This window comes from Micromonospora sp. CV4, from assembly GCF_003667455.1.
Lineage (GTDB): Bacteria > Actinomycetota > Actinomycetes > Mycobacteriales > Micromonosporaceae > Micromonospora.
The window spans coordinates 1-20,683 of sequence record NZ_RCVI01000156.1 but is presented as its reverse complement, the minus strand read 5'-3'; the positions used below and the strand labels follow the sequence as shown (position 1 = coordinate 20,683).

Below are 20,683 nucleotides of genomic sequence, written 5' to 3'. Positions count from 1 at the left end.
GCCGATGCCCACCCCCTTGCGCAGCACCACGTCCTTGTTCCTCGCCGCCACCGGGCGCCGCCGGGCCGAGACCGAGCGCGGCCAGCACGCCGGCGGCCTTGGCGTGCGTCTCAGCCACCTCGCCGGCCGCCGTCGAGTGCCGGACCAGGGTGGCGCCCACCGGCACCCGCAGCCGGCCGGTGGGGGAGATCTCGGCGGTACGGATCAGGATCGGCGCGTCCAGCGTCTGCCGACCGGCCTCGTCGTGACCGAGCAGGGCCAGCACACCCGCGTAGTACCCCCGGCCGACACGCTCGTGCCGCGCGATCACCCGGCAGGCGTTCTCCATCGGGCTCCCCGTGACGGTCGGAGCGAACATGGTCTCCCGCAGCACCTCCCGCACGTCCCGGGTGCCCCGACCAGCGAGCAGGTACTCGGTGTGCGCCAGGTGCGACATCTCCTTGAGGTACGGGCCGATCACCTGGCCGCCGTGCTCGGCGACGGTGGCCATCATCTTCAGCTCCTCGTCGAGCACCATGTACAGCTCCTCGACCTCCTTGGGATCGGCGAGGAAGCGCAGCAGCGCCTCCCGGTCCGGCGTGCCCGCGACGGGCCGGAAGGTGCCGCTGATCGGGTTCATCATCACGAGCCCGTCGTCGACGCTGACGTGCCGCTCCGGGCTGGCACCGACCAGGGTCCGGGTGCCGGTGTGCACCACGAACGTCCAGTACGCGCCGCGCTCGGCGACCAGCAGCCGGCGCAGCGCGGCCAGCGCGGCCACCAGCGGCGGACCCTGCACGGTGGCGTTCAGGGTGCGGTGGATGACGAAGTTGGCGCCCTCGCCGCGGCCGATCTCCTCGGCCAGCACCCGCTGCACCGTCCGCGCGTACTCCTCGTCGGTGACGTCGAACGCGGCGTCGACGGCGCGTACCGGCTCGTCGGGCAGGGCGGCCAGCGCGTCGGCCAGGGCGATGCGGTGCTGCTCGCGGACCTGGAGGCACTCCAGCGGGGCGCCGTCGTCGACGCAGGCGAAGCCGCGCTCGGTGATCTGCCGGTAGGGCACGACGGCCAGCGCCCGCGCCCCCGGCGGACCCGGCGGCAGCGGGATGTCCGCCAGCCGCTCCACGGCCTCCATCGGGCCGGTGAACAGCTCCAGATCGTCGGCGCCGTCGCGGCGCAGCAGCGCGAAGGGGCCGGGGTCGACGCCGCGGGCGACGGCGGCGAGCAGGTCGGTCAGGTGGGTCATCGGATTCTCCGTCGGGCCGGGCGCCGCCGGTGGGGCGGCCATCGGAGCCGGGAGATCCGGCGGCCGCCTCGAGGCGGCCGCGTGGATGGAGCTACGCGCGGTGGATGGCCGCCGGGTTGGCGGGCCACCAGCAGGTCAGGTGCGCGAGCATGCGACCCACCCTACGCGCCCGACGGCCGGCCCGGTAGCCGATCGGGCGTACGGGTGCCCCCGGCCCGACCAGCGTTCCGGCACGCCCGGTACCGGGTAACTTGACCGGCGATGAACATTCTCGCGCTCGATCTGGGCACCTCCTCGGTACGTGGGCTGGTGCTGGACGAGGACACCCAACCGCTGCCCGGCGCCCTGGCCCGGCGGAAGGTCAACCTCGCCCTTGGCGACGACGGCACCGGCACCCTCTCCGGTCCCGTCTACCTCGCGTGCCTGATCGAGTGCCTGGACGAGCTGGCCGAGGGCGGCCACCTACGCGACGTCGAGCTGGTGGCCGTCTCCGCGCAGTGGCACTCGGTGGTCCCGCTGGACCGTGACGGCACCCCGCTGGGCCCGGTGATCACCTGGCTGGACACCCGGCCGGCGCCGCTCGACGGGGCGTCCGGGCCGGCCGACCCGGACGACTTCCACCAACGCACCGGCTGCTGGTGGCACCGCTCCTACTGGTCGATACGGCTGCCCTGGCTGCGCGAGATGTCCGGCACCCCGATCAACCGGTTCGTCGGCCTGCCCGAGTACGTGCTGGGCGAGCTGCTCGAGGCCGCGCCCATGTCGGTCTCCCAGGCCTCCGGCACCGGCCTGCTCGATCTGGGCAGCCTGCGCTGGGACGAGGAGGCGCTGGCGCTGGCCGGTACGCGACCGGCGGAGCTGCCGCCCCTGGGCGAGCTGGAGTGGCACGGCCGGCTACGGCCCGACCGCGCCCGCCGCTGGCCGCAGCTGGCCGAGGCTCGGTGGTCGCCGCCGGTGGGCGACGGCGCGGCCTCGAACGTCGGCTCGGGCTGCGTCGACCCGAGCCGCGCCGCGGTCACCGTCGGCACCTCCGCCGCCGTACGCCTCATGCAGCGCGTCCCGGCCGGCGGGCCGCTGCCCCGGCTGCCCGAACGGTTGTGGCGTTACCGGGTCGACCACGACCACGTGGTGACCGGTGCGGCGTACTCCAGCGGCGGCAGCCTGTTCGCCTGGGCCGACCGGGAGCTGCGGCTGCCCCGGGGCGCCGAGCTGGACGCGGCCCTGGCGCTGGTGCCGGCGGGCGGTGGGCGACCGGCGGACCCCCGCTTCGGGGGTGACCGGGCGCCGGGGCTGGCCCCGGCGGGCACCGGCGAGGTGCGCGGTCTCAGCTTCGGCACCACCGCCGTGGACATCCTGGCCGGGCTGATGCAGGGGCTCTGTGAGCTGGTCGCCGAGGACCTGACGGTGCTGGAGTCCACCGTCGACAAACCGGTCGAGGTGGTGCTGGGCGGCGGCGCGGTGGCCGCCTCGGTGTGGTGGCGGCAGGCGTTCGCGTCCGCGCTCGCGCCGCGACCGGTGTCGCACCAACGCAACCCGGAGATCGGCGCCACCGGCGCCGCACTGGTGGCGCTGGGCCGTTTCGGTGACGCGGTCGAGCTCGCCGACATCGGCCGGACGGACGAGCTGGTCTTGCCGACCACGACAGGACGCTCCCACCCGCAGTATCCTTCGTGAACTTCCTCCCCGTCCGGGCCGTTGACAGCGCTCCCGAGCCTGGTTGGATGGACTGCGCTCCCCGGACCGCGGTGGACGCGGCAGGACGGAGGAGGCAGGGTGGCGGTAGGTCCCGACCCGGTGAACGGCGCGGTGTCGAACCATCGCCGGAGTCGCTTCGATGTCCGGGTCGTTCCGCACCGGCGACGCTCGCCGTTCCGGCTGCGGGACTGGCGGATGAGCACCAAGCTGGCCACCGTGCTGGTGGTGCCCTCGGTGGCGTTCCTGGTGCTCGCCGGCGTGCAGACCAGCGCCCTGGTGGGGCGGACGACGGCGCTGAACGACTTCGCGCGGCAGGTCGGCATCGGTCGGCAGATCACCGCGGCCGTGCACCAGCTTCAGCAGGAGCGGGACCGCTCGGCGGGGGAGCTGGGCGAGCTGCGCAGGGGTGGGGACCGGGAGATCGCGTCCACCGCCCTGAAGCCGTTGCAGGCGGCCACCGATCGGGCCATCGTGGACCTGCGTCGGGCGGCCGAGCCACTGGCCGACGCCGACGCGTCCTGGCGGGTCGCCTTCTCCGAGGTGCTGGAGGCGTACGACCAGGTGGTCGACATCCGGCCGTCGATTCCGCCCGCGGTGCTCAGCAGCGACACCATCCTGAGCAACTACCACCGAGCCGTCGACACGCTGCTCGACCTGCTCGCCGAGCCGACGCCGGGCCAGGAGCGGCCGGCGTTGAGCGACGCTGTCCTGCGCTACGTCCAGATCGCCCGGGTCAAGGAACTCTCCTCACGGGTCCGGGGCCAGCTCTACGCCGCCGCCCGCGCCGGTCGGTACGGCACAGAGGACCGGGTGCTCCTCACCGACCTGCGGGCCCAGCAGTTGACCGCGCTGGGCGCGTTCCGGGTGGCCGCCACCACCGACCAGATCCGCCGGTACGACGAGACCTCGGTGGACCCGGTGTTCCTGGTCGCCACCCAACTGGAGGAGCGCAGCCTGCCCGTCGGCGACGCGACGCCCGAGGTGCTGCCCTCGGAGCAGTGGTGGGCGGCCAGCCAGCAGCGCCAGGAGCTGCTGCGCCAGGTTGAGGCGGGGGTGCTCGACGACGCTGTCCGGCAGGCCGACGGCGCCAGCAGCGGCCAGTTGAGGACCACCCTGCTGGTGGCCGGTGGGGTCGTCGCCGTGCTGCTGGTCGCCCTGCTGATCTCGCTGCTCGTCGGTCGTTCGGTCGCCCGGTCGATGCGGTTGCTGCGTAGCCAGGCGTTGCGGATCGCGCAGGTCGAGCTGCCGGACGCGCTGGACCGGCTGCGGACCGTCACCGGCGGGGTGCCGGGCATCGAGGTCGCGCCGGCGGTGGTCCGTTCGCTCGACGAGATCGGTGAGCTGGCGGAGGCGTTCGTCGCGGTGCACCGTAGCGCGGTCACCGTGGCCGTCGAGCAGGCGACGATGCGGCGCAACGTCAACGCGATGTTCGTCAACCTGGCCCGGCGCAGCCAGGTGCTCGTGGAGCGCCAGCTGGAGCTGTTGGACGACCTGGAGCGCGAGGAGAGCGACCCGGATCAGCTGGAGAACCTGTTCAAGCTCGATCATCTGGCCGCCCGGATGCGCCGTAACGACGAGAGTCTGCTGGTGCTCGCCGGCACCGAGTCGACCCGCCGGTGGAACCGGCCGGTCGGCCTCGGCCCGGTGCTGCTGGCGGCCGCGGCCGAGATCGAGCAGTACCAGCGGGTCCGCATCGAGTCGGTGGGCGACGTGCACGTGGTGGGGCATGCCGTCGGTGAGCTGGTGCACATGCTGGCCGAGCTGTTGGAGAACGCCACCGCCTTCTCCCGCCCGGACACCGTCGTGTCGGTGACCGCCCGGATCGAGGCCGCGGGCGCGCTGATCGAGATCACGGACCGTGGCCTGGGCATGAGCCCGGCGGCGCTGTCCGAGGCGAACGGGGTGCTGGCCAGCCCGCCGGCTGCGGACGTCGCGACGGTCGAGCGGATGGGCCTGTTCGTGGTCAGCCACCTGGCGGCCCGGCTCGGCGTGCGGGTGCGGTTGGAGGGCGGCGACAACGGCCTGGTCGCCCGGCTGGCGCTGCCCGCGGCGTTGCTGGCTCCGGCCGGCGCGGTGGAGCTGAATCCGCCGGCCTCGGCCCGGATGCTGGCGGCGGGCGCCGCGCGGGGCGTCGGTGTGCAGCGGATGTCCGGTGCCGCCCGGTCCGCGGGCTCGTCCGAGCCGGCCGTCGCGCCGCTGGACCTGCCGGTTGCGGGCCGCCCGCCCACGACCACCGTGCCGCGTCAGGCCCGCCCGGTGCCGGTCCGGGCCGAGGACGTGCTCGCCCCGGCGCCGTCGGGCGTCGGCGGCGGTTGGTGGTCGCGGGAGGGTCCGGCCGGACCGGCGGTGCCGGGGCCGGTCGTGCCGCCGGCCACCCCGGTGACGGCCGGCACGAACGAGCGGGGCCTGCCGATGCGGGTGCCGATGGCGCAGCTCTCCGCGGTCACGCGTTCGGCCCAACCGGGGTCGGCGCCCGCGCGTGACGACCTGGACCCGGAGGCGGTCGGTGGCATGCTTTCCCGGCTCTACAACGGGGTACGGCGTGCTGAGGCCGAGGACACCACCGAGATACCCGTGCCACCGTCCGGGGGGCACGATGAAGGGGGACGACGACAGTGACGACGTTGAGCCAGGAGGCACGGGACCTGAGCTGGCTGGTGAGCGCGTTCGCGGAGCGGGTGCCGGGTGTGGCGCACGCGGTGGTGGTCTCGTCCGACGGGCTGCTGGTGGCGATCTCCGACAACCTGCCCCGCGACCACGCGGACAAGCTCGCCGCGGTGACCTCCGGGCTGATGAGCATCACCGCCGGCGCGGCCCAGATGTTCGACGGTGACGTCGTCAAGCAGACGGTGGTCGAGATGGGCCGGGGCTACTTCCTGGTGATGCAGGTGCGGGACGGGTCGATCCTGGCCACGTTGGCCGCCGGGGACGCGGACATCGGCGTGGTGGGCTACGAGATGGCTCGGTTGGCGAAGCAGGCGGGGGAGATGCTCACTCCGGCGCTGCGGGCGGAGTTGCAGCAGGCGTTGCCGCGCTGACCGGGCCGGCCGTGCCCCGGACGGTCAGCGGCTCGTCGGAGCCGCCCGCCGGGGCCCGGCTGTCCGGGCGGGCGGTTTCAGAAGCCGCCGTCGGCGATGACCGCGCGGTACCAGTGGGCGCTGCTCTTGAGCACCCGGCGCTGGGTCGGATAGTCCACGTAGACCAGTCCCCACCGCTGGTCGTACCCCTCGGCCCATTCGAAGTTGTCCAGCAGCGACCAGACGTGGAAGCTCTCCAGCGGCACCCCGGCGGCGATGGCCCGGTGCGCGGCGGCCAGGTGGTCGCGCAGGAAGCTGATCCGGCCGGCGTCGTCGACGCTGCCGTCCGTGGCGAGGGCGTCCGGCGTGGGTAGGCCGTTCTCGGTGACGGTGAGCGGGATCGGGCCGTATTCGCGGGTGACCCGGGTCAGGATGTCGTACATCCCGTCGGGGTAGATCTGCTGCCACTCGGCCTCGGAGGTCGGCCAGCGGCGTTCGGTGCCGCCGTCGGCGGTGACGTAGATCGGCGTGTAGTACTGCACGGCGAGCAGGTCGACCGGCGAGGAGATGACGGCCAGGTCGCCGTCGCGGATGCCGCGGGCCATCCGGCTCTGCGGGCCCAGGTCGGCCAGTACGTCCTGCGGGTAGCTGCCCTTGAGCAGTGAGTCGAGGTAGAGGCGGTTCTCGTAGCCGTCGTAGAGCCGGGTCGCCGCGGCGGCCTGCGGGGAATCGTCGGCGGGGTAGCAGGGGTGCAGGTTGAGGGCGGGGCCGATCCGGCCGGTGCCGCCCGCGGCGCGCAGGGCGCGGACCGCGAGCCCGTGGGCGAGTTGCAGGTGGTGGGCGACGAGGTAGGCCGCGTCCGGGTCCTGCCGTCCGGGGGCGTGGTGGCCGCCGAGGTAGCCGTTCTGCACGACGGTCTTGGGCTCGTTGATGGTCAGCCAGGCCGGGACGCGGTCGCCGAGGGCGCGGAAGACCGCGTCGGCGTAGTCGGCGAAGCGGTGGGCGGTGTCGCGGGACTCCCAGCCGTCGGCGTCCTGCAGGGCCTGCGGCAGGTCCCAGTGGAACAGGGTGGCCATGGGGGCGATGCCGCGTTCGTGCAGGCCGTCCAGGAGCCGGCGGTAGAAGTCGAGCCCGCGCTGGTTGGGCTTGCCGCTGCCGTCGGGTTGGATCCGTGGCCAGGAGATGGAGAAGCGGTAGCTGCGCAGCCCGAGGTCGCGCATGAGGTCGAGGTCCTCGACGTACCGGTGGTAGTGGTCGGCGGCGACGTCGCCGGTGTCGCCGTTACGGGTGCGCCCGGGGGTGCGGCTGAACGTGTCCCAGACCGACTCGCCGCGGCCGTCCTCCTTGGCGGCGCCCTCGATCTGGTACGCGGAGGTGGCCGCGCCCCAACCGAAGTCGCGGGGGAAGCGCAGCGGGCCGGCGGGCCCGGTAGGTATCGACATGGATTCTCCTCGTGGATACAGGGCAACCGCCGAAATTCGGGAGCGCTCCCAGGATAGGGCAGGGGCGGCCGCCCCGGTGAGCCGGCCGTCGTGCCGGCCGGCTGTGGCGGGTTGCGGCGGTGGGGGCCCCGGACAGCGAACGAGGCCGACCGGGCGGCGCGGAGCGCCTGTCCCGTCGGCCTCTTTTCCCATCGTGAACGGGGGTTTAGTGTGGGGACGGGGGAGGGCAACCCCCGTCCCCACCGTAACTGCACACACACGGGCGGATTGGGTCCTGCCGTGCGTGTCGCGCGGGAGCCGGGCCACGCGAGTGGCTCTGGTTCCACCTCCCTCCATGTGGCGGGATGATGGCTGACGGCGGCGTCCGGGCTGGCCCGTCGTCAGCCCTCGGGCTGGTTCCCCGGGCCCGTCAGAGACGGTCCCGGTGATCTTCTAGTTGGAACCATCATCGATGGAAGCGCTCCCATCGATGATGCTGCGACTGTAACGCCCGTCACGGCTTTGTGAAAGCCCCAAAACGAGATCGAAACACGGCGTCGACGCGACCTGCCGTGCGCTTGTTGTGGGAGCGCTTCCATGGCACACTGTCGATTCGACGCGACAGGAGCCAGATCGCGCGAACGCGGGTCCGCCGAGGGCAACCGGTAGCACGACCTCCGGTCACGGCCACCCCACCGCAGCCGGCGGGACCTCCCGTGCGGGCCGCACCGCCGTACCCCCGGCCCGGGCCCGGGAGACCACCTTCCCGGCGCCTCGAATTCCCCGCGCACCACCACCCTCGCGGGCGGGCGCCCCGCCGGGCACACCCCCGGCCTGGTCCGAGGAGACACCGCGCTCATGAGACATCTGGCACGACGCCGTCGAGTGGCGATCATCGCCGCCGCCGCGCTCGCCGTCGGCGGGGTGACCCTGCCCGCCGGCGCCGCGCAGGCCGCACCGGCCTGCGACGTGGTCTACGCGACCAACGACTGGAACAACGGCTTCAGCGCCAACGTGACCATCAAGAACCTCGGCGACCCGCTCACCGGCTGGACGCTCACGTTCGCCTTCCCCGGCAACCAGCGGGTCACCCAGGGCTGGTCGGCACGATGGAGCCAGACCGGTAACCAGGTCACCGCCACCAACGAGTCGTGGAACGGCAACCTCGGCACCGGCGCCAGCACCAACATCGGCTTCAACGGTTCCTACACCGGCACCAACGCGAAGCCCACCTCGTTCGCGGTCAACGGGGTCACCTGCGGCGGCGCGCCGCAGCAGCCACCGACCGTCGGGCTCACCGTGCCGGCCGGCCCGTTCGAGGCGCCGGCCGACGTGCCATTGACCGCCACCGCCAGCGACCCGGACGGGACCATCAGCAAGGTCGAGTTCTACCGCAACGGCCTGCTCGTCAACACCGACACCACGGCCCCGTACGGCTACACCCTCGAAGACCTGCCGGCGGGCGCCTACACGGTGCAGGCCAGGGCGTACGACAACGCCAACCTCAGCGCCATCGCCGAGCGGTCGTTCACCGTGACCGCCGCTTCCGGCCCGACGCTGATCGCCACGCCGTCCGCGGTCACCGTCGCCGAGGGCGGCAGCTCCACCGTCAACGTCAAGCTCAGCGCCGCTCCGACGGGGACGGTGCCGGTCAGCCTGGCCCGAACCGGCGACGCCGACATCACCGTCTCGCCCGCCACGGTCAGCCTCACCCCGAGCAACTGGAACACCGGGGCCACGGTCACCGTCGCGGCGGCGGAGGACGCCGACACCGCCGGTGGCACCGCCACCGTCACCGCCTCGGCGACCGGCTACGCCCCGCTCACGATCACCGCGACCGAAGTGGACAACGACACCCCCGGCGGCGGTGACAACACCTACGTCACGCGCTTCCTCGACCAGTACGGCAAGATCAAGAACTCGGGCTACTTCAGCCCCGAGGGCGTGCCCTACCACTCGGTCGAGACGCTGATCGTCGAGGCGCCCGACCACGGGCACGAGACCACCTCGGAAGCGTTCAGCTTCTGGATCTGGCTGGAGGCCCAGTACGGCCGCGTGACCCAGAACTGGGCGCCGTTCAATAACGCCTGGACGGTAATGGAAAAATATATAATTCCGAATCATTCAGACCAGCCGACGGCTGGGGCCGCCGGGACCCCGCAGTACGCCGCCGAGCACGACCTGCCCAGCCAGTACCCCTCGCAGTTGGAACCGTCGGTGTCGGTGGGTCAGGACCCGCTGCGCGGCGAGCTGCAGTCCACCTACGGCACCGGTGACATCTACGGCATGCACTGGTTGATCGACGTGGACAACACCTACGGCTTCGGCCGCTGCGGCGACAAGACCACCCGCCCGGCGTACATCAACACGTTCCAGCGGGGCACCCAGGAGTCGGTCTGGGAGACCGTGCCGCAGCCGTCCTGCGACACCTTCACCGCCGGCGGCCAGTACGGCTACCTGGACCTGTTCATCAAGGAGTCGGCCGCCCCGGCCAAGCAGTGGAAGTACACCAACGCTCCGGACGCCGACGCCCGCGCCGTGCAGGCCGCGTACTGGGCACTGACCTGGGCCAAGGCGCAGGGCAAGCAGGCCGACGTGGCGGCCACCGTGGCCAAGGCCGCCAAGATGGGCGACTACCTGCGGTACTCGATGTTCGACAAGTACTTCAAGAAGATCGGCAACTGCGTCGGAGCGAGCGCCTGCCCGGCCGGCAGCGGCAAGGACTCGGCGCACTACCTGATGTCCTGGTACTACGCCTGGGGCGGCGCGTACGAGACCAACCAGAACTGGTCCTGGCGGATCGGCTCCAGCCACAACCACTTCGGCTACCAGAACCCGTTCGCGGCCTGGGCGCTGACCAACACCCCGGAGCTCAAGCCCCAGTCGCCGACCGCGGCCGCCGACTGGACCAAGAGCTTCGAGCGGCAGTTGGAGTTCTACACCTGGCTCCAGTCCGCCGAGGGCGGCATCGCCGGCGGCGCGACCAACAGCTGGGGCGGCAACTACGGCCAGCCGCCGGCCGGCACGTCCACCTTCTACGGCATGTACTACGACGTCGACCCGGTCTACAACGACCCGCCGTCCAACCAGTGGTTCGGCATGCAGGCCTGGTCGATGCAGCGGATCGCCGAGCTGTACCTGCAGACCGGCAACGCCAAGGCCAAGGCGCTGCTGGACAAGTGGGTGCCCTGGGCGATCGCCAACACCACCGTCGGCGCCAACTGGTCGATCCCCTCGGACATGAAGTGGACCGGCCAGCCGACCACCTGGAACCCCACCAACCCGCAGCCCAACACCGGACTGCACGTCGAGGTCACCGTCAAGGGCCAGGACGTCGGCGTCGCCGCCGCCTACGCCCGGACCCTGATCGCGTACGCGGCCAAGTCGGGCGACGTGGCGGCCAAGAACACCGCCAAGGGTCTGCTCGACGCGCTGCACGCCGCCAGCGACGCCAAGGGTGTGTCCACCACGGAGAAGCGCGGCGACTACCGGCGCTTCGACGACACCTACGACGCCGCCAGCGGGCAGGGCCTCTACGTCCCGCCGGGCTGGACCGGGAAGATGCCCAACGGTGACGCCATCGCCGCCGGCAAGAGCTTCCTGGACATCCGGTCCTTCTACAAGAACGACCCGGACTGGCCCAAGGTGCAGGCGTACCTGAACGGTGGCGCCGAACCCAGCTTCAACTACCACCGGTTCTGGGCCCAGGCCGACGTCGCCATGGCGTACGCCGACTACGGCAACCTGTTCCCGAACGGCTGACAGCACGCCGGGGTGGGTGGCACGCCGCCCACCCCGGTGTCCGGCCGGGTCCGGGGGAACGACGGGACCCGGCCGGCGGACGGCCTGACACCCACGGTCAGGCCGGGGTGGGCCGGCCATCCGGCCAACGCAGCGGGTCGGCCGGCCCACCCCACCGCCCAGACTGGAGGCTGCCGCGAAAAAGCCCAGAAATTCGGGCCGTCGCGGGATCACGCCGACGACCGGGACGGAGTAACGTACGTCACCGGAGAGGCCGCTCCCCCCGTGGCGGCCTCTCCACTTTTATGCCCTGTTCTCTCGGCCGGTCAGGTCACCGGGTCGGGGTGGCGGGCTCCTCGACAACCGGGTGCCGCAACCCCGGGTGCCCGGGCGGCAGCGACCGACGCAGCACCACCCAGCTCACCGCCAGCGCCGCCGCGACCAGCGGCCAGGTCAGCGCGACCCGGGCCACCACCAGCGCGAGCACCTGCCCGCTCAGGTACAGCGGCACGAACACGGCCACCCGCAGCACGTACGTCGCCGTCCAGACCCAGCTCGCCCGGCCGTACCCGCGCAGCAGCGCCGGGTCACGCCGCCACCGGGAGCGCTGACCCAGCACCGCGCCGACCAGCACCCCCAGCAGCGGCCAGCGCACCGCGATGCTGACCGCCCAGGCCAGCGCGCTCGCGGCGTTGGAGAGCAGCTGGATCAGAAAGAAGTTCTCGGCCCGGCCGGTGCGTACCGCGATCAACGCGGCGACGCAGACGGCGAGCAGCCCGATGAGCACCGAGCGCGGCCGGTCGCCCCGACGCAGGCGGACGCCGGCGACCACCGCGCCGACGGCCAGCGCCGCGCCGACCCCGGCCCAGATCGACTCGCCGCCGACCAGCCAGCCCACCGCGAACGCCACCGGCGGCAGGGTGGCGTCGACGGCGCCGCGCCGCCCGCCCAGCAGATCCGTCAGCGACTCGGTCCGGGCCGCCCCGCCAGCGCCCGCGCCGGCCCCGGTCCGCCGCTCCGAATCGGGCGTGACCTGGCCGGCGTCCCCCTCCGGTGTGCCGCTCACCGCCACCTCCTCGCCTCCGCCCCAACCTAACCGCCGTCGCTCGGTGGGCCACCGGCCGCCCGGCCGACACCGGCCGCTACGGTGTGCGGATGCGCGCGACGGCAAGGGGTTGGACCGCGGTCTGGTTGGTCGTCATGGCCCTCGTCCAGGTGGCCGCCTTTCTCGTCGTCTGGCGGGTGGCCGTGCACACCGAGATCGGCCAGTGGGTCGACACCGTCGCGTTGACCGGCAACCGGATCGGCCAGGACCGCATCGACGGCCCGGTGGACAAGCTCCTCAACGCGATGTCGGTGGTGTCCCTGCTCGCCGCCACCGCGGTGATCGGGTTCATCGCCCTCATCCGGGGGCGGATCGCCCTGGCCATCACCGCGACCCTGCTGATCGCCGGGGCGAACGTCTCGACCCAGCTGCTCAAGTACGGGCTGAACCGGCCGGACTACGGCCTCGACCCGGAGCGTGCCGCGGTGGGCAACAGCCTGCCCAGCGGGCACACCACGGTGGCCGCCTCGGTGGCCGTCGCGCTGATGCTTGTGCTGCCGGCCAAGGTGCGGGCGGTCGGCGCCTTCCTCGCCGCCGCCTACGCCGCGGCCGCCGGGGTGGCCACCCTCTCCGCCGGCTGGCACCGGCCCAGCGACGCGGTCGCCGCGTACCTGGTGGTGGGCGTCTGGGCGGCGCTGGCCGGGCTGGTCCTGCTGATCACCCAACGGGAGCAGGCGCAGGTCGCCCCCGGCGACGCGCACCGGCTCGCCGCCCTGCTGCTCGCCGCCGCCGGCGTGCTCGCCCTGATCGCCTCCGGGCTGGCCCTGTCCTGGTTGGTCGAGCTGCGTGGCACCGGACCCGACGAGCTGAGCCGCCGACCGCTCTTCATCGGGTACGCGGGCAGCGCCGCCGGCATCGCCGGCACGATGGCGGTGGTGATGTCGCTGGTGCTCATCGTCGTGCACCGGCTGGTGCCCCGGGTGAAGGGCTGAGCACGCGCGTGGATCCGACCCGTGCGGCGTTCCGCGCCGAGTGCGCCCGACTGGCCGAGGTCCTGGCCGAACTGGACGACGCGGACCTCGACCGGCCGACCGGCTGCCCGCCGTGGACCGTGCGGGAGCTGATCGCGCACGTCCGCACCGGCATCGGCCGGGTGACCGACATGCTCGCCGCGCCGGCCCCGCCGACCCCCGAGGTGGACGCGGCCACCTACTTCGGCGCGGCGAAGTTCACCCCCGAGGTGGACGCCGACCGGATCGCCGGCGGGCGGCGCGACGCGCGGCAGGTGTCCAGGGAGACGCTGCCGGCCGACCTCGACCGGGTCTGGCGGGCCGCCGACGCGGCCGTCGACGCGGCGCCGCCCGAGCGGGTGGTCCGGACCCGGCACGGCGACGCGATGCGCCTCGCCGAGTTCCTGCGGACCCGGGTCGTCGAGGTGGGCGTGCACGGCCTCGACCTGGCCGCCGCGCTGGACCGCCCGCCGTGGCTCACCGCGCCGGCGGCGGCGGTGATCGTCGACGTGCTCACCGGCGGGCGGCCGGCGCCGGCCGAGTTGCGCTGGGACCAGCTGACACTGATCCGCAAGACCACCGGGCGGGCGGCGTTGACCGGCCCGGAACGCGCCGCGGTCGACGCCGCCGGCTTCCGCTGGCTCACCTTCGGCGGCTGACCCGCTGCCGCTGGCTCGCCCTCGGCGAGCTGACCTGGGTCCGCTGGCTCGCCCTCGGCGAGCTGACCCGCTGCCGCTGGCTCGTCCTCGGCGAGCTGACCCCGGTCAGCTCCCCGAGCGGGGCGCGGGCACGTGCGGGGCGACGCTGCGCAGGTGCGTGAGCACCACCGGGTCGATCCGCCCCGGCACCAGCCGCTCTTCCAGGTTCTCCAGCCCCGCCCAGGAGACCAGCGCGTCCTCCGGCCCGTCGTCGGCGACCGGGTGACCCAGGGCGGTGAGCAACGCCGCCACCTCGTCGGCCACCGCGCCGCTCAGATCCAGCAGCGTGGCCGGGTCGGGCCGGCTGAACAGCAGGGTGTGCACGGCGAGCAGCCGACCCAGCTCGGCCACCGGATCGGGGTGGTCGTCGACGCGCAGGTCGATCAGCACGTCGCTCCTGCCGCCGTACCCCCCGCCGCGCTCGACCACCAGCAGGCCGGCGCTCTGCCGGCCCCGCCGGTCGCCGCCGGCCTCGTCACCGGCGCGCAGCGCGGCGACCAGCCGCTCGGCGAACGGCAGCGCCGCACCGGCCAGCCAGGCGTCGCCCAGCGCGTCGACGACCTCCGGGCCGGTGAGCACGTTGCCCTGCGCGGCCCAGCCGTCGCCGGTGCGCCCACCGGCCCACGGGTGGCAGGCCGGTCCGGTCCAGCTGGCACCCGGGCCGCTGGCACCCACCACACCGAGCTGGCGGTGCTCCCGCTCGGTGTCGGCGGCGATCAGGCCGGCCACCACGTCGGCGGCCGGCACCCCGGTGCGCAGCAGGGTCAACCCCTGCGGGCGGTAGGCGAGGTTGACGTGCGCCTGGGTGGCCAGCGCGCCGACCTGGGCCTCCGCGGCCGGCACGAGCGCCCCGGCGGCGAGGAACTTGCTGGCCACGACGACACCGTGCAACCGGCTGTCGGCAGAGCGGGCCACGAGGGAGAAGGTCACCCGCCGAGATTAACCTGCCCCGCCGACCTGACATTCACGCGAGTCGACTGGTCAGAACGGGGTGGCGGCCGCCTCCGGTGGGGTGCCGCGAGCTCGTCGGGCGTCGGCGACCGCGACGGCCGCCAGCACCAGCACCCCGGCGGCCGTCGCCACCACCCCGGGCAGGAACAGCAGCGGCACCGCCACCGCCGCCAGCACCAGGATGGCGATCCACCGGGACGGGGAGACCCGCCCGAACACCTCGTACTCGAAGCGGGCCCGGCCGGCCAGGAACAGCGCCGGCCCGCCGAGCACCATGGCCAGCCACGACCCGGGGATCCGCTCCAGCGGATGCTCGATGATCAACTCGTAGCCGACCGCGGTGGCGGCCAGGCCGAGCACCATCACCAGGTGGGTGTCGGCCGCCGACCGGCCGATGTTGGCCGGGTGCCGGGCCTTCGCGACGGCCTCGCCCAGGATCTGCCCGGCGCGCTGGAAGTAGATCCGCCACAGCACGATCGTGGTGGCCAGCGCCAACGCGAACGCCACCGCGTGCCCCGCCTCGTACGGTCCTTTGCTGTACGCGAAACCGGCCACCAGGATCGTCTCGCCCAGCGCGACGAGGAAGAACTGCTGGTAGCGCTCGGCCAGGTGTTCGCCGGCGATGTCCCACTTGGAGATCGTCGACCGGCCCAGCCCCGGCACCGGCCAGCCCGCCCGCCCGGCCACGTACTCGATGGCCAACGCCAGCGTCCAGGACACCACCTGCATGTTGGTCGACAGCATCGACCCACCGATCCAGAACACGCCGCTGGTGCCGTACACCACCGCCATCCGCACCTTCAGCCGTCGGTACGGGTGCGGCCCCAGCGCGATCGACAGGATCAGCGGCCGGGACACCTGCGCGACCACGTACGCCACCGCGAACATCAACGCGGTCTGACTGAACGCGCGGGGGATCGCCACTCCCATCACCATGCTGCACACCAGCGCGGTCATCACGACGGACTGCAGCGGCAGCTTGTACGGGTCGTACCGGCTGGTCGTCCACGCGGTGCCCTGCCAGAGGGCCCAGAGCGCGAGCAGCAACAGCAGTGTCTTGCCGCTCCCGGTGACCGCCGCCCACCCATGCGCCCGACCCGGGTGGTGGGTCAGGTCCTCGAACGCGCGCGCGGTGATCCGGGTCAGCGCGAAGACGTAGACCAGGTCGAAGAAGAGTTCCAGGAAGGTGGGCCGGCCCGGCTCGCCCGCCGCGGGAACCGGCTCCAGGCGTCCGGCTGCCTTGAAGCCCACGATCAGCGGCCTGCGCCGGCGGTGCGGTCCACCCGGCAGTCGTAACACCGCCCGAGGGGGCGGGTGGCCCGATACCGGCAAATCCGCCCGGTTCGGGGATCTTGCTCGCGGGCCCCGTCAACGGGCACGATCGATCGGTGACGAATCGATGGGGCATGACGGTGCCGTTGGGCGGGATCCCGCTGGCCGACCACGCCGCGGTCTACGCGACGCTCGACCAGGCCGGGTTCACCGACGTGTGGTCGTCCGAGGTCGCCGGGACCGACGCGTTCACCCCGCTGGCGCTCGCCGCGGCCTGGCAGCCCCGGCTGCGGCTGGGCACCGCGATCACCCCGGTCTTCACCCGGGGGCCCGGGTTGCTGGCGATGAGCGCGGCGGCGCTGGCCGAGGCCGCCCCGGGCCGGTTCGCGCTCGGCATCGGCGCGTCCTCGCCGGTGCTGGTACGCGACTGGAACGCCGTGCGGTTCGACCAGCCGTTCCGGCGTACCCGGGACGTGCTGCGCTTCCTGCGCGCCGCGCTGCGCGGCGAGACCGTGGACGAGGTCTACGACACCTTCACCGTGCGCCGGTTCACCCTGGAACGGCCGCCTGCGGTACCGCCGCCGATCCTGCTCGCCGCGCTGCGCCCGGGCATGCTCCGGCTGGCCGGCGCGGAGGCGGACGGCGTCATCCTCAACTGGCTCAGCGCCGACGACGTGCCACGCGCCCTCGCCGAACTGGGCGAGCGCCGAGCCGGCTTCGAGGTCGCCGCCCGGATCTTCGTCTGCCCCACCGAGGACGCCGGGTACGCCCGCAAGCTGGGCCGCCGGCTGATCACCAGCTACCTCACCGTCCCGGCGTACGCCGAGTTCCACCGCTGGCTCGGCCGGGACGAGGTGCTGGCGCCGATGTGGGAGGCCTGGGCCGCGGGTGACCGGCGCGGCGCCGGCGCCGCCGTGCCGGACGAGGTCGTCGACGCGTTGGTGCTGCACGGCTCCCCGGAGCACTGCCGCGCCGAGGTGCGCCGCTACGCCGACGCCGGCGTCGACGTGCCCGTCTTCGCGTTGCTGCCCACCCCGGAGGTGACCGCCGGCGGCGCCGCGGCGCTGACCACCCTCATCGCCCAGTTGGGCACCGACCCCGTAGGAGCGTCGACGTGAACCTCACCGACCGGATCGTGGTGGTCACCGGCGGCGCCGGCGGCATCGGGGCGGCGCTGTCGCGCCGGTTCGCCGCCGAGGGCGCGGCCGCCGTGGTGATCGCCGACCTGGACGGCGACGCGGCCCGCGCGGTGGCCGAGGGCATCGGCCCGGTCGCGCACGCCACCGCACTCGACGTCACCGACGAGGATCAGGTCCGCGCGCTGGTCGACGACACCGAGCGGCGGTACGGCCGGATCGACCTGTTCTGCGCCAACGCGGGCGTGACCACCGGCGGGGGAGTGGAGGTCGACGACGCCGGCTGGGATCGGGCGTGGCGGGTCAACGTCCTCGCCCACGTCTACTCCGCCCGCGCGGTGCTGCCGGGGATGCTCGCCCGTGGTGGCGGCCACCTGCTGCACACCTGCTCGGCGGCCGGTGTGCTGACCGCGGTGGGCGATGCCGCGTACACCGCGACGAAGCACGCCTCGGTGGGCTTCGCCGAGTGGCTGGCCATCACCTACCGGGACCGGGGCATCCGGGTCAGCGCGCTCTGCCCGCAGGGGGTGGACACCCCGATGCTCGCCGACGGGATCGTCGAGGGGCACCTGGGCACCCGGGTGATCGCCGCCTCCGGTGCGGTGCTCACTCCGGACCAGGTCGCCGACGCGACCATCGCCGGGCTGGCCGAGGAGCGTTTCCTGATCCTGCCGCACCCGGAGGTCGCCGACTACGCGCGCCGCCGCGCCGAGGACCCGGACGGCTGGCAGGCCGGCATGCGCAAACTCATCCGCCGGCTGCAGCGGTCATGACTCCTGCCGTACGGCGGTCAGCAGGGTCATCCGCCGGGGTGCGGGTGCCTGGTGGACGTCGCGGAAGCCGGCCTCGGTGAGTTGGTCGGCCACCCACTCCGGCGCGATGCGCAGCTTGCGGTAGGAACTGGCGGACAGCGTCCAGTCACGTTGGCCGTTGCGTTGGTGAAGCAGGTCGTGGACGGTGACGACGTCGGGCTCGTACTCCAAGAAACAGGTCAGGATCGAGTCGGCGTCGGCGTGCACCGGAATGAACCGGCCCGTCCCGGTGAGACTCGTGGTGAGGTCACGGAAACTGAGAATGAGGCGACCGCCCGGAGCCAACGCCGCGGACAGATCGGCGAAGAGTTGGGTGACGGCGCGGCGGTCCGGCAGATGGGTGAGGGTGTCCCCCATGCATACCCCCAGTTCGACGGTGCCGGCCGGGAGGTTCGCCGCGACCTGGCTCAGGTCGTCGTGGACAACGCGGATCGCCGGATGGTCAGTGGCGTGCAGCTCCAGTTCGGCGAGGAGCTTGGCGCTGCTGTCGACCGCCAGGATGCTCGGATAACCCAACCTGGCCAGCGCGACCGACTGGAAACCCGAGCCGCAGCCGAGGTCGACCGCCAGGCCGGTGCCGCTCGGCTCCGCGACGCCGGCGCGACGGAGAGCACCAAGCTGCTCCTCGACGAGGGCCGGGTAGGGCGCACCGAACATCCACGTGTAGTGGTCGGCGAGAAAGTCGTCGTAGTGCGGGTTCATCAACGCTCCACCCTGGTCGTCTGCGGCTGTGGCCCAGGCCGGGCCGCAAGGTCCACTGATCGCCGGTCGTCGTTCCCTCAGTTTGCCGTTGAGTAAGCCACCGGATGGGCAACCCGGTCATCCCCCAGCGACGGGAACGCCCTCCCCTTCGCAGGGGAGGAGGGCCCGTCGGTCAGGCTCCTGCTCATCGGGGGGACCGGCGGGCGCGGCGCAGGGGAGTGGGGTGCACGGACCAGAGCAGGCGGCGCCACCAGGGGCGCGCCGAACGCAGGGTGGCCACGTAGGCGGTTGCCACCTCGGCGGCCCGGGCGGCCTGGTCGGGCGTTGCGGCACCCGGGGCGAAGCCCACCTGGTTGAGCAGGGCCGCCAACTCGTCGACCGCCGGCCCGTCGAGCGCCGGCCCGTCGCCGACCGTGCCCGCTCGGGCGCCGGCCAGGGCCCGGCGGGCGTGCCCGGCGACCTCGGTGGCGGCCAGGTCGCTCCCGACCGGCCGCCCGGCCAGCCGGAGCGCGTCGGTGACCTCCCGCCAGGCGCCGGCGATGCGCTGACCGGGATCGCCCCGACCGAGCCGAGCGCGGGTGAGCGAGCGGCGCATCGCCAGCAGAGTGAGCAGCAGGGCCCCCACCAGCAGCAGCAGACCACCGCTGCCGCCCGCGACCAGCACCGGAGTGGACACCCCGCCCTGGCCGGCCGGCCCGTCGGGGGCGGCCACCGGCTCCGGCGAGGCGGTCGGCTCCACGGTGGGCGCCGGCGCCTCCGACGGCGGCGGATCCTCCGGCGTCGGGCGGAAGTCCTCCTCCACCGGTCTCGGCTCGTTGTCCGGGCGGGGCAGCGGGTCGAACGCCACCCAGCCCAAGCCGTCGAAGAGCACCTCCGGCCAGGCGTACGCGTCGCCGGCCCGCACCGGCCCCTGCCCGGTGGACTCGAAGCCCACCACCACGCGGGTGGGCAGCCCGGAGAGCCGCCCGAGCACCGCGAACGCGGCGGCGAACTGCTCCGAGGTGCCTCGCTGCCCGCCGGCGTTGCGCGGGCCGAAGAGGAAGAAGCCCAGGTTCGGGTACGCGTGCCCGCTCGGCGCGTCCGCCACCACCCGGTAGTGCTCGGCCAGGAACTGCTCGATCGCCGCCGCCCGCGCGTACGGGGCGCCGTTCTCCTCGGCGAGTTGCGTGGCCAGCCGGCGCAGCGGGTCCGGCACGCCTTCGGCGACCCGCAGCACCCGGGCCACCTCCGTGCCGGCGGGAACGTTCGCGGTGGCCAGCAGGTTGTTGTCCGGCTTCTCCCGAGCCGAGGTCACCGTGTACCGCAGCCCCGGGGTCAGCCCCTCCGGCCGGATCAGCGTCCCGGTCGCCGGGTCGTACGCCACCCGCGCGCCGCTGACCTCGGTCGGGGTCGCCACGGCGGGCAGCAGCCGGCCGCTGAGGTCGGCCACGGTGATCTGCTGCCGGACCGTCTCCACCGTGCTGTCCCGGGCCGGCGTTGTGGCCGGCAGGATCCGACCGGCGTTGCGGTACGTCGCGCCGACCCGCCAGGTCACCCCGTCGTAGTCGCTGAGCACCGCGAGGCGGATCCGCACGCTGTCGGTGCCGTCGTCCGCCGTACCCGGCTTGCCGTCGGTGCCGCCGTCCGGCCCGCCGCTCGGTGCGCCGCCGGCCGGGGGTGCCACGGCGCCGGGACGGACCGTGCTCACGTCGAGCAGCTTCTGCTCCGGGTTCAGGGCCCACCCGGAGATCCGGATCAACGGGTTCTCGTCCAGCGTCTGCACCTGCGGCGGCTCCACGTACCGCCGGGGGTCCACCGGCCGGCCGTCGACCTGACCGGCGAGCACCGGGCCGAGCAGCGCCACCAGCCCGACCACCAGGGCCACCCCCAGCGCCGCGGTGGCGGCGAGCCGGACCCGCACCGCCGCGCGGAGCCGGGGGGCGAGGTCGGCGGCCGGATCACCGGCGGCAGCCGACCCG

15 protein-coding genes are annotated in these 20,683 nt (G+C 73.6%); 8 read left to right on the top strand and 7 right to left on the bottom strand.

The window, feature by feature from the left end:
* Window positions 1-1,225 (bottom strand): chorismate-binding protein (locus EAD98_RS03210; protein WP_199723263.1); only part of this gene is annotated, 1,225 nt, incomplete at its 3' end.
* A gap of 261 nt (window positions 1,226-1,486) precedes the next feature.
* Here EAD98_RS03210 and EAD98_RS03205 point away from each other — a divergent pair.
* The 3 genes from EAD98_RS03205 (at window position 1,487) to EAD98_RS03195 (ending at window position 5,958) form a co-directional block, all read left to right on the top strand.
* The gene (locus EAD98_RS03205) at window positions 1,487-2,899 is read left to right on the top strand and encodes a gluconokinase (protein WP_121652585.1); all 1,413 of its coding nucleotides are present in this window, start codon (window positions 1,487-1,489) and stop codon (window positions 2,897-2,899) included.
* Between the two features lie 99 nt (window positions 2,900-2,998).
* Window positions 2,999-5,539: a nitrate- and nitrite sensing domain-containing protein gene (locus EAD98_RS03200; protein WP_233578877.1), complete on the top strand. Its 2,541-nt coding sequence runs from the start codon at window positions 2,999-3,001 to the stop codon at window positions 5,537-5,539.
* A 5-nt stretch (window positions 5,540-5,544) separates the two neighbouring features.
* Window positions 5,545-5,958 (top strand): roadblock/LC7 domain-containing protein, encoded by a 414-nt coding sequence (locus EAD98_RS03195; RefSeq protein ID WP_197701306.1) that lies wholly within the window; start codon window positions 5,545-5,547, stop codon window positions 5,956-5,958.
* 77 nt (window positions 5,959-6,035) lie between these two features.
* On the opposite strand, the gene EAD98_RS03190 is transcribed toward EAD98_RS03195, so the two are convergent.
* The gene (locus EAD98_RS03190; RefSeq protein ID WP_121652583.1) at window positions 6,036-7,379 is read right to left on the bottom strand and encodes a GH1 family beta-glucosidase; all 1,344 of its coding nucleotides are present in this window, start codon (window positions 7,377-7,379) and stop codon (window positions 6,036-6,038) included.
* A gap of 846 nt (window positions 7,380-8,225) precedes the next feature.
* Here EAD98_RS03190 and EAD98_RS03185 point away from each other — a divergent pair.
* Window positions 8,226-11,120 (top strand): glycoside hydrolase family 48 protein, encoded by a 2,895-nt coding sequence (locus tag EAD98_RS03185; RefSeq protein WP_199723265.1) that lies wholly within the window; start codon window positions 8,226-8,228, stop codon window positions 11,118-11,120.
* Window positions 11,121-11,430: 310 nt separating this feature from the next.
* Here EAD98_RS03185 and EAD98_RS03180 read toward each other — a convergent pair whose 3' ends face one another.
* Window positions 11,431-12,063: a DUF3159 domain-containing protein gene (locus EAD98_RS03180; RefSeq protein WP_121652588.1), complete on the bottom strand. Its 633-nt coding sequence runs from the start codon at window positions 12,061-12,063 to the stop codon at window positions 11,431-11,433.
* Window positions 12,064-12,248: 185 nt separating this feature from the next.
* Between EAD98_RS03180 and EAD98_RS03175 the strand changes: the two genes are divergently transcribed.
* On the top strand, window positions 12,249-13,136 hold the full coding sequence (locus EAD98_RS03175; protein WP_199723262.1) for a phosphatase PAP2 family protein: 888 nt from the start codon (window positions 12,249-12,251) through the stop codon (window positions 13,134-13,136).
* An 8-nt stretch (window positions 13,137-13,144) separates the two neighbouring features.
* On the top strand, window positions 13,145-13,813 hold the full coding sequence (locus tag EAD98_RS03170; protein ID WP_233583701.1) for a maleylpyruvate isomerase N-terminal domain-containing protein: 669 nt from the start codon (window positions 13,145-13,147) through the stop codon (window positions 13,811-13,813).
* Window positions 13,814-13,918: 105 nt separating this feature from the next.
* On the opposite strand, the gene EAD98_RS03165 is transcribed toward EAD98_RS03170, so the two are convergent.
* Window positions 13,919-14,782 (bottom strand): DUF1028 domain-containing protein, encoded by an 864-nt coding sequence (locus EAD98_RS03165; RefSeq protein WP_121652580.1) that lies wholly within the window; start codon window positions 14,780-14,782, stop codon window positions 13,919-13,921.
* Window positions 14,783-14,833: 51 nt separating this feature from the next.
* Window positions 14,834-16,054 (bottom strand): low temperature requirement protein A, encoded by a 1,221-nt coding sequence (locus EAD98_RS03160; protein WP_233583700.1) that lies wholly within the window; start codon window positions 16,052-16,054, stop codon window positions 14,834-14,836.
* 155 nt (window positions 16,055-16,209) lie between these two features.
* On the opposite strand from EAD98_RS03160, the gene EAD98_RS03155 reads away from it, so the two are divergent.
* Both EAD98_RS03155 and EAD98_RS03150 read left to right on the top strand, forming a co-directional pair.
* On the top strand, window positions 16,210-17,193 hold the full coding sequence (locus tag EAD98_RS03155) for an LLM class F420-dependent oxidoreductase (RefSeq protein WP_121652579.1): 984 nt from the start codon (window positions 16,210-16,212) through the stop codon (window positions 17,191-17,193).
* A complete protein-coding gene (locus EAD98_RS03150; protein ID WP_121652578.1) occupies window positions 17,190-17,984 on the top strand; it encodes an SDR family oxidoreductase in 795 nt (264 codons plus the stop codon). The genes EAD98_RS03155 and EAD98_RS03150 overlap by 4 nt, the downstream gene beginning before the upstream one ends.
* Here the strand turns inward: EAD98_RS03150 and EAD98_RS03145 are convergent.
* Complete coding sequence (locus EAD98_RS03145) at window positions 17,979-18,725, bottom strand: bifunctional 2-polyprenyl-6-hydroxyphenol methylase/3-demethylubiquinol 3-O-methyltransferase UbiG (protein ID WP_121652577.1); 747 nt, start codon at window positions 18,723-18,725, stop codon at window positions 17,979-17,981. The two genes, EAD98_RS03150 and EAD98_RS03145, sit on opposite strands and share 6 nt — an antisense overlap.
* A gap of 184 nt (window positions 18,726-18,909) precedes the next feature.
* Window positions 18,910-20,683 (bottom strand): transglutaminase domain-containing protein (locus EAD98_RS03140; RefSeq protein ID WP_121652576.1); only part of this gene is annotated, 1,774 nt, incomplete at its 5' end.